The sequence below is a fragment of the Mesorhizobium sp. M1217 genome, assembly GCF_040318275.1.
Classification (GTDB): Bacteria; Pseudomonadota; Alphaproteobacteria; order Rhizobiales; family Rhizobiaceae; genus Mesorhizobium.
In genome coordinates, this window is sequence record NZ_JAMYMA010000009.1 from 165,019 (window position 1) to 176,854 (window position 11,836).

At 62.5% G+C, this 11,836-nt stretch carries 14 protein-coding genes; 9 read left to right on the forward strand and 5 right to left on the reverse strand.

The features are described 5' to 3' along the window. Positions 1-37: 37 nt before the first annotated feature. A complete protein-coding gene (locus tag NKH37_RS17425; RefSeq protein ID WP_352547441.1) occupies positions 38-268 on the reverse strand; it encodes a hypothetical protein in 231 nt (76 codons plus the stop codon). A gap of 483 nt (positions 269-751) precedes the next feature. Here NKH37_RS17425 and NKH37_RS17430 point away from each other — a divergent pair, with 483 nt between their 5' ends. The 9 genes from NKH37_RS17430 to NKH37_RS17470 all read left to right on the forward strand — a co-directional run bounded on the left by NKH37_RS17430 (position 752) and on the right by NKH37_RS17470 (position 8,594). Further along, positions 752-1,468 carry a GntR family transcriptional regulator gene (locus tag NKH37_RS17430; RefSeq protein WP_352895232.1) on the forward strand — a complete coding sequence of 239 codons (717 nt, stop codon included), beginning with the start codon at positions 752-754 and terminating at the stop codon, positions 1,466-1,468. Continuing rightward, positions 1,468-2,562, forward strand: a complete 1,095-nt coding sequence (locus NKH37_RS17435) for an LLM class flavin-dependent oxidoreductase (protein WP_352455311.1) — start codon at positions 1,468-1,470, stop codon at positions 2,560-2,562. The genes NKH37_RS17430 and NKH37_RS17435 overlap by 1 nt, the downstream gene beginning before the upstream one ends. After that, positions 2,562-3,107 (forward strand): flavin reductase family protein, encoded by a 546-nt coding sequence (locus NKH37_RS17440; protein WP_353005003.1) that lies wholly within the window; start codon positions 2,562-2,564, stop codon positions 3,105-3,107. The genes NKH37_RS17435 and NKH37_RS17440 overlap by 1 nt, the downstream gene beginning before the upstream one ends. A gap of 92 nt (positions 3,108-3,199) precedes the next feature. Next, a complete protein-coding gene (gene dctP, locus NKH37_RS17445) occupies positions 3,200-4,177 on the forward strand; it encodes a TRAP transporter substrate-binding protein DctP (RefSeq protein WP_352547442.1) in 978 nt (325 codons plus the stop codon). A gap of 79 nt (positions 4,178-4,256) precedes the next feature. Next, complete coding sequence (locus tag NKH37_RS17450; RefSeq protein ID WP_023716647.1) at positions 4,257-4,769, forward strand: TRAP transporter small permease; 513 nt, start codon at positions 4,257-4,259, stop codon at positions 4,767-4,769. Positions 4,770-4,772: 3 nt separating this feature from the next. Beyond that, entirely contained in the window at positions 4,773-6,083 is a 1,311-nt protein-coding gene (locus tag NKH37_RS17455; protein WP_353041246.1) for a TRAP transporter large permease, read from the forward strand. A gap of 26 nt (positions 6,084-6,109) precedes the next feature. Further along, the gene (locus NKH37_RS17460) at positions 6,110-6,823 is read left to right on the forward strand and encodes a hypothetical protein (protein ID WP_352482785.1); all 714 of its coding nucleotides are present in this window, start codon (positions 6,110-6,112) and stop codon (positions 6,821-6,823) included. Positions 6,824-6,866: 43 nt separating this feature from the next. Beyond that, positions 6,867-7,625 carry an HpcH/HpaI aldolase family protein gene (locus NKH37_RS17465; protein WP_023716650.1) on the forward strand — a complete coding sequence of 253 codons (759 nt, stop codon included), beginning with the start codon at positions 6,867-6,869 and terminating at the stop codon, positions 7,623-7,625. A 12-nt stretch (positions 7,626-7,637) separates the two neighbouring features. Further along, positions 7,638-8,594, forward strand: coding sequence for a C-terminal binding protein (locus NKH37_RS17470; RefSeq protein ID WP_352547444.1), 957 nt, complete (start codon positions 7,638-7,640; stop codon positions 8,592-8,594). 238 nt (positions 8,595-8,832) lie between these two features. On the opposite strand, the gene NKH37_RS17475 is transcribed toward NKH37_RS17470, so the two are convergent. Genes NKH37_RS17475 through NKH37_RS17490 form a run of 4 tightly spaced genes read right to left on the reverse strand, consistent with a single transcriptional unit; the run spans position 8,833 to position 11,834 of the window. Next, complete coding sequence (locus NKH37_RS17475; RefSeq protein WP_352845813.1) at positions 8,833-9,312, reverse strand: MaoC/PaaZ C-terminal domain-containing protein; 480 nt, start codon at positions 9,310-9,312, stop codon at positions 8,833-8,835. Position 9,313: 1 nt separating this feature from the next. Then, the gene (locus NKH37_RS17480) at positions 9,314-10,390 is read right to left on the reverse strand and encodes a Gfo/Idh/MocA family protein (protein ID WP_352590354.1); all 1,077 of its coding nucleotides are present in this window, start codon (positions 10,388-10,390) and stop codon (positions 9,314-9,316) included. Then, on the reverse strand, positions 10,383-10,712 hold the full coding sequence (locus tag NKH37_RS17485) for an L-rhamnose mutarotase (protein WP_352590351.1): 330 nt from the start codon (positions 10,710-10,712) through the stop codon (positions 10,383-10,385). Before NKH37_RS17485 ends, NKH37_RS17480 begins: the two co-directional genes overlap by 8 nt. A gap of 9 nt (positions 10,713-10,721) precedes the next feature. Next, positions 10,722-11,834, reverse strand: a complete 1,113-nt coding sequence (locus NKH37_RS17490) for a mandelate racemase/muconate lactonizing enzyme family protein (RefSeq protein WP_352845816.1) — start codon at positions 11,832-11,834, stop codon at positions 10,722-10,724. Between the last annotated feature and the right edge of the window lie 2 nt (positions 11,835-11,836).

Here is an 11,836-nt window from a genome sequence, read left to right on the forward strand (position 1 = left end):
GCGGCGACGCGACTACCGATGGGGCTCGAGCGAAATGTCAGCGGGGACGGCGCGCCAAGGCAATCGGCACGACGTTGTCGACATTGATCACCGGCAAATCGAACAGCATCGGAAGCCCCCGCGTCGCGGCCATTTCCACGATCAGCTCCTCGATGGAGTGATCGGTCAGAAGGGTTTCGACGCCCAGCCGGATCATCGCCGCCAGCTTGTGCACCGGCACCGGCACGGACTTCGCCCGGTCGTCGAGCAACTTGCTGATTTCGATCACGACGTCGGCGTCGATATTCCTGGGCAAGTCTCGCATAAGCGCCTTCCCGCCAAACGAAACGAAAAGCCCGCCGCACCTTTCGATACGGCGGGCGATCCAGTGATGCGCACCGGCGAGGGGATCGGGGGTGGGCGTGCCGGCGCGTGCAGATCGCAAGTAATTTTAGTTAAATCCGCCAACTTCGATGTGTCACGGAAAAACGTCTGTACGTTTTTTACCGAACCGCGCGGATCGTTAGCTGTCCCCGCCGTCGCGCGGCGCGGCAGCACAGACGGCGCGATCCTCTGCCCTCCGGACAGCGAGCTCAAACAGTATACATTATAGACTTGAAATATCTTGCCAGGTGATCCAGCCTGTGCTCCACTTGAGCCGGGAACAGGGCTGACAGGTCGATTTCTGCCGATATATGGCTGCATTTCAACGGCACGACTGCGAGATTACAGCCTCAAACGATATACGAAATCTTCGCATGGGAAGGCGTGGATGACGGAAACGATAGAGCTCAAACGGGTTGGCGATGGCAATCTGCGTGCCCAGGTCTATCAACAAGTCCGGCTGACGATACAGCATGGCGAATTGGCGCCTGGCCAGAAGCTGGTCGATGTCGATATTGCCGCCCGGCTCGGCATTTCCAGAATGCCTGTCCGCGACGCCTTGATGCAGTTGGTGCATGAGGGCTATCTCGTCGGCACCACACGCGGCTTCACGCTGCCCACGCTTACCGCAACGGATGTCGCCGACATCTTCGAGGTCCGCCGGTTGCTCGAGCCGCGGGCCGCCGCGCACGCCGCACGGACACTTGACGCCGCTGGCCTCAAGACCCTGGCAGCCGCGCTCCGGGAGGCAGAGGCTGCGGCCGCAGATGGCGATGCCGACCGCTTTTTCCAGGCCAATTCGGCATTCAGGAATTGTTGGCTTGGCGCGGTCGCGAACGAGCGTCTTTCACAAACGATTGCCCGCTTCGCCGACCATGTACTCGTCGTCCGTTTAAGGACGCTGTCGCACCAGCCGACGCAGGCCGTGATCGTGGCCGGCATGCGCGCCATCTACGAGGCATTCGTCAAGCGCGACGCCGTCGCCGCTTACGACCGCATGACCCACTTCATTCAGAACGCCGAGGAGCGTTTCATGAAGCTGAGCCCACCGTTTCAAAACTCCGACGGCGAGGGCAAGAGCATGTCACGGCGGGGGAAATCATGATCAGGAAGCAGCACCCGCTGAAAGGGCCGAACAGGTTCAAGCTCGGCGTCTTTTCCATGAACGCCGATGGCGGCCTGGCAATGACCACCGTCCCCGAGCGCTGGCGTGCCCGCTGGGAAGACAACCTCAACTCCGCCTGCATCGCCGATCGCGCCGGCCTCGAGTTTCTGCTGCCGATCGCCCGCTGGCGCGGCTTCGGCGGTTTGACGCATGTGCGGGAATGGTCGTTCGAGACGTTCACCTGGGCGGCGGGTCTTGCTGTCGCCACCGAAAACATCGGCCTGTTCATGACGGTGCATGTGCCGCTGGTTCATCCGCTGCAGGCTGCAAAAGCGCTGGCGACGGTCGACCACATCTCCAACGGGCGTGCCGGCTTGAACATCGTCTGCGGCTGGAACCCGGACGAGTTCGCCATGTTCGGGCAGACGGTCGGCGAGCGGACCTACGATCAGGCCGAGGAATGGATCAACATCATCGTGCGTGCCTATCAATCGAGGGAGCCGTTCGACTTCAGCGGCGAGTTCTACGATCTGAAGGGGGTCGTCAGCCGCCCGCCAAGCCTGCAGGCGCCGCGACCGGTGACCATGAACGCCGCCTTCGGCGCGCCGGGGCGCAACTATGCGGCGCGCCACTGCGACTACCTGTTTTCGACTTTTTCCGAAATTGCCGACGGCCGTGCGCATGTGGTCGACATCACCAACCGAGCGGCCGAAGTCGGACGCGAAGTCGGCGTCTATACGGTTTGTCACGTCGTCTGCCGGGAAACCCAGCAGGAAGCCGAGGATTATTACCGGCATTACGCGCTGGAATGCGCGGACGAGGGCGCCGTCGACGAGCATATGCGCAAGAAGAAGGAATTCGCGAACTCGCATGATGCGAAGGCCTTCACCGAATATCGGCAAAGGTTCGCCGGCGGTGCTGGAACCTTCCCGCTCATCGGCACGCCGGAAAAGATCGTCGACGACCTCACTGAGATCATGGACCAGGGTTATTCCGGCGCCGCCCTCACATTCGTCAACTACACCTACGAACTGCCCTTCTTCTGCGACCGCGTGCTGCCGCTGATGCGCCAGGCCGGGCTTCGAGTAAATTGATGCCGGCGGCCGCCATTCCGACGCCGTGGGTGGATGGACACGACGCCATCAATCCGCGCGCGTTCAAGCAGGCAATGCGGGCCGTGGCGGGCTCGGTCGCCATTCTCGCGTCGGAACATGACGAGATCGGCTTTTGCGGCATCACAGCGACGGCACTCTGCTCGTTCAGTGCCGAGCCGCCGTCGCTGCTGGCCTGCGTCAACCGCGGCAGCACCTTTGCCTCGGCCATTCGCGAAGGCTTGCCCTTTTCGGTCAATCTTCCCGCCGGCGATCAGGAGAACGTTGTGCGTGCCTTTGGCGGCATGACCAAAGCCAAGGGTGCCGCGCGGTTCTCGTCCGGATCATGGGTGCGTGGCGAAACCGGCGCGCCCTTGCTTGTCGGCGCGCGGGCAATGTTCGAATGCCGGGTGGCCGAAATCATTGTGCGGGCGTCGCACATGATCGTCATCGGCATCGTCTCAGGCGTCGCGCTGGACCGCGCTGACCGATCGCCGGTCTTCTACGCACATGGACGGTTCCTGACAGTAGGAGATGATGCCAGTTAACCGCCGTTCGCGTGGCGGCGCAGCGATTGTAATTTTCAGATCGGCCCGATCACGGGCCGGATCATGGGCGAACTATCAAAGGGAGTACGGCAATGCGCATTTGGAAATCCCTTGTTCTGGCTGCACTCCTGTCGGGTGTGGTGGGTATCGCCGCGGCCGAGGAGGTCGTCCTCAACGCCGTGCATTTCACGCCGACGCAGAACGGCTACGCCCAGAGCTTCCTGAAATTCGTTCAGAAGGTGAACGAAAAGGGCAAGGGCGTGGTCCAGATCAACGTGCGTGGCGGGCCGGAGGTCATTCCGCCGATCCAGCAGGGCGCGGCGCTCAGGAGCGGCCTGATCGACGTGATCGACACGCCGGCAGGGCAGTTCCTCGAGCTCGTGCCCGAAGGCGAGGTGTTCTCCGCATCGACAAAGACGCCGTGGGAGGTTCGCGAGAATGGCGGCTGGGACTTCATCAGCGGAATTTTCGAGAAGAAGGCCAATGCCCATCTGCTGGCGCATGTCGACGCGGGCTCGGGCTTCAACGTCTTCACCATCGACGAACCCAAGCTCAACAGCGAAGGCAGCATCGACTGGAGCAGCCTGAAGATCCGCTCGTCGCCGCTCTATCGCGATTTCCTTGAATCCCTGGGCGCAACGGTGATCGTGCAAGCGCCAGGGGACGTCTACACCTCGCTCGAGCGCGGCGTCGTCAATGCCAACGCCTATACCGTGTTTGGCTATGCGTCGTTCGGCTGGGACAAGTTCACCAAATACCGTGTCGACCCGCAATTCTTCAAAACCGACGTGCTGATCTCGATCAACAAGGCCAAATGGGACACGCTGTCGCCCGAGGCGCAGAAGCTGCTTGCCGACACGGCCGTCGAATACGAGCGCGCGAGCTATGACGCCAATCTTGCCGAGTCGGAAAAGCAGGCACAGGCGATGATCGACGGCGGGCAGAAGGTGATTAGCTTGACCGGTGCCGGCCGCGACAAATTCCTGGCGGCTGCCACGCAGGCGAGCTGGGCGAGAATGGCCAAACGCGATCCCACCAACATCGATCAGTTGAAGAAATTCTTCCAGTAGCCGAGCGGAGGCTGCCTTGTAAGCCCTCCATCAAAGCTGGGCAAAAGCGGGGCAACGGTGGACATGAGGGTCGTCGGACATGGACAGATTGTTTGCAGCGATTGCGAAGCTGAGCCTTGCGTTGGCGGCGACGGCAAAAGTGGTGCTTGGCCTCATCATCGTCGCGGTGGTTGCTGATGTATGCGTCCGCAATCTGGGCCTGAGGCCGCTTGCCTGGGCAGTATCGGCGACGGAATACGGCCTGCTTTACGCGGCATTCCTGCCGATGCCCTGGCTGGTCCACAGCAAGGGCCATGTCTTCGTCGAGTTCCTGCGCAAGGCGCTGCCGATGCGGGCTCGGGCGGTGCTTGAAAAACTGGTCTATCTCGCCTGCATCGGCGTCAGCCTCTACCTTGGCAGCGTCGCCTTGTTTTCCCTGACAAGCGCCGTGGCGGGCGGCGAATATGAAACGCGCAGTTTCGACATGCCGAAATGGCTGGTCTTTCTGCCCATCATGCTCGCCTTCTACCTCTCCGCGCTGGAATGGCTCAGATATCTGCTCGGCCGTGACACGCTGTACACGCTGGATCCTCTGGAAATGGAAGGGCTCTGAACGGTGGCCTGGCTGTATCCATTCGCCGTGCTCGTTGGCACCATCCTCGTGTTGATGGGGCTTGGGCTGCCGGTCGCCTTCGCGTTCTTCGTCACCAATGTGATCGGGCTGTACCTGTTCTTCGGCGGTTCGATCGGCGTGACGCAGATGGTCGCCAACTTCTCCGACGCCGTCTCGACCTATGCGCTTGCTCCGCTGCCGATGTTTCTCGTCATGGGCAGCCTGTTCTTCCGCTCCGGCCTCGGCGAGAAAGTCATCTACGCGCTCGACCTGTGCATCGGCAATCTGCGCGGACGCCTCGCTTATGTCGTTCTCGCCGCCGGCACCATCTTTTCCGCGCTATCAGGCTCGAGCCTCGCAAATACCGGCATGATGGGCTCGCTGATGGTGCCCGAGATGCTGAAGCGGGGTTACAAGCCGCATATGGCCTACGGCCCGGTGCTTGGTGCCGGAAGCCTTGCCGTCATCATCCCGCCATCCTCGCTGGCCGTCTTGCTCGGCTCGCTGGCCCAGATCGACGTCGGCGCGCTGCTCATCGCGGGGGCTTTGCCCGGACTGCTTCTCGTTGTCATGTACGCGGCGCTGATTTTTGCACAGACGAAGATCGATCCGGACGCCGCTCCGCACTATCCGGTACCCGCCGTTCCTGCGGCCGAGAAGGTGAGGGCGGTTGCCGTCAACATCATTCCGATGAGCGTCATCGTGTTCATGGTGGTCGGCACGATCATCCTTGGAATAGCGACGCCGACCGAGTCGGCGGGGCTCGGCTGTGCCGCCGTCTTCGCCTTGTTGTTTGTCTACCGGCGGTTCAGCTGGTCGGTTGTCTGGAAGTCGCTGGACGATGCGATGAAGGTCACCGGCATGACCTTCCTGATCATCTCGGCTTCGACGACGTTTTCACAGATATTCGCCTTCTCCGGCGCCTCGAACGGCTTTATCCAGTTCATCGTCGGCTACGATCTTGGACCGTATTCCATGCTGCTCATGATGGTGCTCGTCATCCTGCTGCTCGGCATGTTCATGGATCAGGTCTCGATGATGCTGATCACGCTGCCGATCTTCGTGCCGACCGCCCAGCAATTCGGCTACGAGCCGGTATGGTTCGGGCTGATCCTGCTGCTCGCCTACGAGGTCGGCTTCACCACGCCGCCGTTTGGTCTGCTGCTGTTCATCATGATCGGTGTTGCGCCGAAAGGCACATCGCTCAAGACGGTTGCCATGTCAGCGGCACCCTACATCGCGCTGACGCTTTTGCTGATCCTGCTGATTGTCCTCTTTCCGCAGATCGCTCTCTTTCTTCCGAATTTGATCTAGTCGAACTCGATCCAGCAGGTGTCCAAATGCGCTTTGCCTATCTTGCTTTCTTCCATGATGACCGCGAGGCAAATTTGGCCATCGCCGGTGAAGACGTTGATGCCGTGCGGGGGGTGATTGCATCGACGCCGGGCCTTGCGCTTGCAAACATCTATCTGCCCGAAGTGGCGACGGACATGTTCAACAAGGATGGCCCACCGCCGGTCTTTGGCTTCCAGCTCTATTTCGACGAATTGGCGGACATGGAGGCGGCGCTGGCGCCGTCCGGCCATCTGCAGGCGCTTGCCGCACCGGGTATGCTGTCGAGCGTCGCCGGTTCGAGGCCGACGCAACAGGCTATGTGCGTGCGTCCGTTTCCCGTCGACGACGCTGGCGTCCAGACGTCGGGGCTCCCCTGCAGCTATCTTGTCCACTATCCCGGGCCGGCCGAAGACATGAATGTCTGGCTCTACCACTATGTGACGCATCATCCGCAATTGATGCGGGGCTTCCCCGGCATTCGCCACATCGAGGTTCTGTCGCGACTGGATTGGTGCGGTTCGCTGCCCTGGCCGCGCATCGACCATATGCAGCGCAACCGGGTCATGTTCGACAGCCCCGCGGCATTGACGCACGCCCTGCAGTCGCCGGCGCGGCTGGAGATGCGCGCCGACTACAAGACTTTCCCGCCGTTTTCAGGCGGCAGCCGGCATTTCCCGATGTCGACGGAAGCCGTGCATCCTTTGCCGCGGGCCACATAGCGCAAACAGGTTTTGCCGACGCCGAAAAATCTCTGGAGATTTCATGTACGACTTTCGCAAGAAATGTGTCTCTCTCGATCGCCTCATCGGCACGTTCTGCGCCATCCCGCACCCGGTGGCGGTCGAAGTGGCGGCCGCCAGCGGGGTCGATTTCCTGTGCATCGACTGGGAGCATTCGCAGATCGGCCGCGAACGGCTCGAGGATCTGGTTCGCGCCGCCGATGTCCACAAGGTTCCCGCGATGGTGCGCGTTCCCGGCCACACGCCGGAATGGATGGCGGCCGCGCTCGACGCCGGCGCGTCGGGCGTCCTGGTACCCCGCGTCTCGACGGCCGAGCAAGCCCGCATGGTGGTCATGGCCTGCCGTTACCCGCCGGTCGGCGCACGTGGTGTCGGTCCAGGCCGCGCCGCCGGTTATGGCTACAGGATTCCGGACTACCTCAAATCGGCCAACGAGGTCCTGACGGTCGCCATCCAGGTCGAGACGGCCGAGGGCCTCGCCAACATCGACGACATCGTCCAGGTCGACGGCGTCGACGTGGTCTTCATTGGCCCCGGCGACCTGTCGGTCTCGATCGACGCCATGGGGCCGGCCGGCCAGGACAAGCTCAATGCCGCGATTACCAGGATTGCGGCCGTAGCGCGCGCGGCCGGCAAGGCCGTCGGCATCTTTCGCCCTTCGGCGGATGATGTCGGCAAATGGTCGCGGCACGGCATCAGCTTCTACATGCTGGCCAGCGACACGATGTTTCTCGGCGCCGGCCTTGCCGCCGGCGTCGCCTCGGCGCGCAGCGCCTCATAGCAAGAGTTTGCCATGAAGATCATCAAGACCGACGGTGTGCTGTCAGTCGAGGAGGAGCAGCTGCGCTACCTCGACGGCTTGAGCGCCGAGTTTGTCGAAAAGACGCTGCTCACAGAAGATGCCCTGATCGAACACTGCCGCGACGCCGACGCATTGATGGTATTGCGGGAGCCGATCACGGCTCGCGTTTTGGCGGAACTGAAGAACCTCAAGGTCATCGGGCGGTTCGGCGTAGGGCTCGACTCGATCGACGTCGAGGCCGCTAGCCGTGCCGGTGTTCAGGTAACCTACGTGCCGGACGCCAATCTGGTGGAAGTCAGCACCCACGCCATGGCCCTGATCCTGGCCTTGGCGCGCAGGCTGAAGCAGTTCGACAGCGCGGTGCGCGCCGGCCGCTGGGCGGCGATGACCGACGGTGCCGGCATCACGCGGCCGGACAGGCAGATTCTCGGGCTGATCGGCTTCGGCCAGATCGGGCGCCTGACTGCCGAGCGGGCGCGGGTCTTCGGCTATCATATCATCGCCTACGACCCGCATATGCCGGCAGAGCGCATCACGGCCGGCGGTGCCGAACCGGTCGGCTTCGACGAGCTGCTGGCCAGGGCCGACATCGTCTCGCTGCACGTTCCAGCGACACCGGAGACCAGAAACATCATGTCGGCGGATGCCCTGTCGCGGATGAAGGAAGGAGCGATATTCATCAACGTGTCCCGCGGCGGCCTCGTCGACGAGGTCGCGTTGGCGGATCTGATCCGGCGTCGCCATCTGGCGGGCGCCGGCATCGACACGTTCGAGCAGGAGCCGCCTTCGCCCGACAATCCGCTGCTGGCGCTGGACACCGTCCTGGTCAGTCCACACGCGGCGCACTACTCGACGCAGTCTTACGCGGAGGTTCGCAACAAGGTGTTTGCCGATGTCGCAGCGGTCCTGCGCGGCGGCAAGGCGGTATATCCGGTCAACCGGGTGTGACCAATTCCCGATGTCGGCATCATCCGCTGCCTGCCGGCAGTTCCACCTTAACGTTCCGGGGCAGGCAGCCTTGAGCGCGACCTCGGCAAGCGGATAAAGACGGGAACGGGTGAAGTGAATTCGCATTTTTTGCCGACAGCGCCACATTTTGTTCTTGCTTTGTGCCGGCAGCTATGCTACTAATTTGCGTATGGTGCTGATTCGCACTGAGGACCCGCCGCAAGGCGGTTTTTTTGTTTCAGGTTTCGGGGCCGTCCGTCGACGCCCTGCTCGGCTTGTCGCGACGCTCGACGATGTAGATGTGGTCGGCGACCAGCACCACGTTGCCATGCTGGTTGATCACCTCGCAGCGCTCGACGACCCGGCCTGAATCGGGTCGCTTCGGGTCGTCCTCCTTGGCCGAGATGGTGGTGCGGGTCCTGATCGTATCGCCGATGAACACCGGCTTGATGAAGCGCAGCCTGTCGTAGCCATAGGAGAAGGCGACCGGGTTGACGACGCTCGCCGTCAGCCCGACGCCGACCGAAAAGACCAGCGTGCCGTGGGCGATGCGCTGGCGGAACGGCGTCGTCTTCATGAACTCGGCGTCCATGTGGTGGGGAAAGAAATCGCCGGTATGGCCGGCATGGACGACGAAGTCGGTCTCGGTGATGGTGCGCCCGCTGGTCATGCGCGACGAGCCGATCTGGTAGTCCTCGAAATAGACAGTCTGCTCCATGTCAGGGCCTCGCCGCTATCGGTGTTGCCGGCGCCGCGCTCGATTGGTAGGCGGCTTCGACCAGCGCCATGGTGTTCCAGCCGTCCTCGACGGAACTGACAAGCTCGGCGTCCTCGCCAGATGCGTAGCGCTGGACATTGGCCATGCGGCCGGCAAAGGCGTCCGGAAACCATGCGCCGACGAGTGGAACCGCAATCCAGTCCGTGCCGCCCTTGGGGTAGATTTCGAGGATGTCCGGCTCGCCGCGCGGATAGTCGAGGTTGACGCCCAGTTTGAGGTAGGCGGCGCCTTCGGTGCCGCAGATGCGGAATTCGCAGGCCTGGTGTTTTCGACCGAATTTGTGATCGTGGTTGATCGACAGTGCACAGCGCACGGTGTCGCCATAGTCGAGGATCGCGCTGGTGCGCGTTTGCGCGACCTTGTGGCCGGGGTGGCCGAGCGTCTTGGCGTGAACCCCCTTGGGGTCGCCGAGCAATTGCCGGATCAGGTCGAGATAATGGATCGAATGCATGGCGATCTCGACGCGCGGCGCCTGCAACAGGAATTCCCAGAGCTGCCAGGGTGTCGCCAGCGCCAGCCATGCGTCGAAATCGACCACTTCGCCCAGCCAGCCCTTGGCGATCGCATCCCTGAGCGCCAGCATCATCGGCGCGAAGCGCAGCTGGAAGTTCACCGCCGCTTGGAGGTCTTTGGAGCGGCAGATTTCGAGGATCTCGGTCGCCTCGCTGAGATTGCTGCCCATCGGCTTCTGGATCAGTGCCACCGCACCATCGGGCAGCGCCCTGAGCACGCCGGCATGATAGGCCGGCGGTGTCGCCAGGTCGAAGACGGCGTCCTTGATCGCAGCAGCTTCCTCGACCGACCGGTAAGCGGTGACGCCCCATTTCTGCGCCAGTTTTTCGGCCTTGGCCAGGTCGGGGTCGAAAAGCCCGGCAACCGGGAAACCGGCTTTCCCGTAGGCCGGGAAATGCGCATCGCCGACGATCGAGCCGGCGCCGAAAATCACGATCGGCCTGGGCTTTGACGGCTGTGCCCAGGCCTGGGAAAGCGAGGCAGGATCGAAGATGTCATCAGTCATAATGGAAGACTTCGTCCATCGACGCCCACCACTCGCCCTCCTTGCTGGTCGGCAGCGGCTCCTGGCATGGCATGCACAGCGCCCACCATTCCTGCGTCGTGGGATCGGCCGCCATCTTGGCCATGTCGGAGGCGAAATCGGTGCCGTGGTACTCGAAGGTGCTGAACAAAAGGTGCTCCGGCTCCCTCAGATAAATCGAATAATTCTTGATGTTGCAGGCGGAAATCATCTTGAGGACGTCCGGCCAGACGGCGGCGTGAAGCCGCACATACTCGGCGACTTTCTCCGGCTTGAGGCCGAGCACCATTCCCATTCGCTGCATGTCCGCCTCCTATTTCACTATCGTCGTGGTGAATTCCGCGATGCTCTTCGCCTTGATCGCATCCCAGTCCCAGTCGATGCCGATGCCGGACTCGTCCGGCGCCAATGCGTGCCCGTCCTCGATACGCATTTTCTTGCCGGTCAGCTCGTCGAGCTGGGGAATATACTCGACATATCTGCCGTTCTGAACGGCGCATGTCAGGCTGACATGCAGTTCCATCAGGAAATGCGGGCAGACGGGGATGTCGAACGCCTCGGCCGCGTGCGCCACCTTCAGCCACGGCGTAATGCCGCCGATGCGGCCGACATCGACCTGCACGATCGAACACGCGCCCTTCTGCATATATTCGCGGAAATGCCGGATCGAATAGAGCGACTCGCCGACCGCGATCGGCGTCGACGTCGCACTCGACAGCCGCACATGGCCGTCAATGTCGTCGGCCGGCAGCGGTTCCTCGATCCAGGCGAGGTCGAGGTCGCGAAAGCGTTCGGCCCGGCGGATTGCCTCGTCGACCGAAAAGCCCTGGTTGCAGTCGGTCATGATCTCGTAGGAGTCTCCAACCGCCCGGCGCACCGCCGTCAGCCGAGTAAGATCCTCGGAACCGTGCGGCTTGCCGATCTTGACCTTCGAGCCGCGAAAACCCTTGGCCTTGGCGGCCAGCGCATCCTCGACCAGCGCCTCGGTTTCGATATGCAGCCAGCCGCCTTCGGTCGTGTAGAGCGGGCAGCGGTCCTTGGCGCCGCCGGCCAGCTTCCACAGCGGCAGTCTCTGTTTCTTCGCCCGCAGGTCCCAAAGAGCAGTGTCGATGGCCGCCAGCGCGATTGCCGTGATCGCGCCGATCGTCGTGGCATGGGTGGCGAACTCCAACTCGCGCCAGACCGCCTCGATCATGTCGGCGTCGCGGCCGATCAGCCGCGGCGCAAGGTGGTCGGCCAGCAGTCGCATCACCGACGAGCCGCCGGTGCCGATCGTGTAGCTGTAGCCGGAGCCGACCGCGCCGTCGGCATCGGTGATGGTGACGATCGGTGTTTCCTGGCTGACAAAACTCTGGATGGCATCGGTGCGCTTGACCTTAGGCACCAAGTCGACCATGCGCAGTTCGACTTTCTCGATCTTTGCCATGA

Bases quoted from the DNA above. Each gene is read 5' to 3' on its own strand.
- NKH37_RS17430 (WP_352895232.1), top strand. From the start codon at position 752: ATGACGGAAACGATAGAGCTCAAACGGGTTGGCGATGGCAATCTGCGT.
- NKH37_RS17440 (WP_353005003.1), top strand. From the start codon at position 2,562: ATGCCGGCGGCCGCCATTCCGACGCCGTGGGTGGATGGACACGACGCC.
- NKH37_RS17475 (WP_352845813.1), bottom strand. From the start codon at position 9,312: ATGGAGCAGACTGTCTATTTCGAGGACTACCAGATCGGCTCGTCGCGC.
- NKH37_RS17485 (WP_352590351.1), bottom strand. From the start codon at position 10,712: ATGCAGCGAATGGGAATGGTGCTCGGCCTCAAGCCGGAGAAAGTCGCC.
- NKH37_RS17450 (WP_023716647.1), top strand. From the start codon at position 4,257: ATGGACAGATTGTTTGCAGCGATTGCGAAGCTGAGCCTTGCGTTGGCG.
- NKH37_RS17465 (WP_023716650.1), top strand. From the start codon at position 6,867: ATGTACGACTTTCGCAAGAAATGTGTCTCTCTCGATCGCCTCATCGGC.
- NKH37_RS17470 (WP_352547444.1), top strand. From the start codon at position 7,638: ATGAAGATCATCAAGACCGACGGTGTGCTGTCAGTCGAGGAGGAGCAG.
- NKH37_RS17490 (WP_352845816.1), bottom strand. From the start codon at position 11,834: ATGGCAAAGATCGAGAAAGTCGAACTGCGCATGGTCGACTTGGTGCCT.
- dctP (WP_352547442.1), top strand. From the start codon at position 3,200: ATGCGCATTTGGAAATCCCTTGTTCTGGCTGCACTCCTGTCGGGTGTG.
- NKH37_RS17460 (WP_352482785.1), top strand. From the start codon at position 6,110: ATGCGCTTTGCCTATCTTGCTTTCTTCCATGATGACCGCGAGGCAAAT.
- NKH37_RS17480 (WP_352590354.1), bottom strand. From the start codon at position 10,390: ATGACTGATGACATCTTCGATCCTGCCTCGCTTTCCCAGGCCTGGGCA.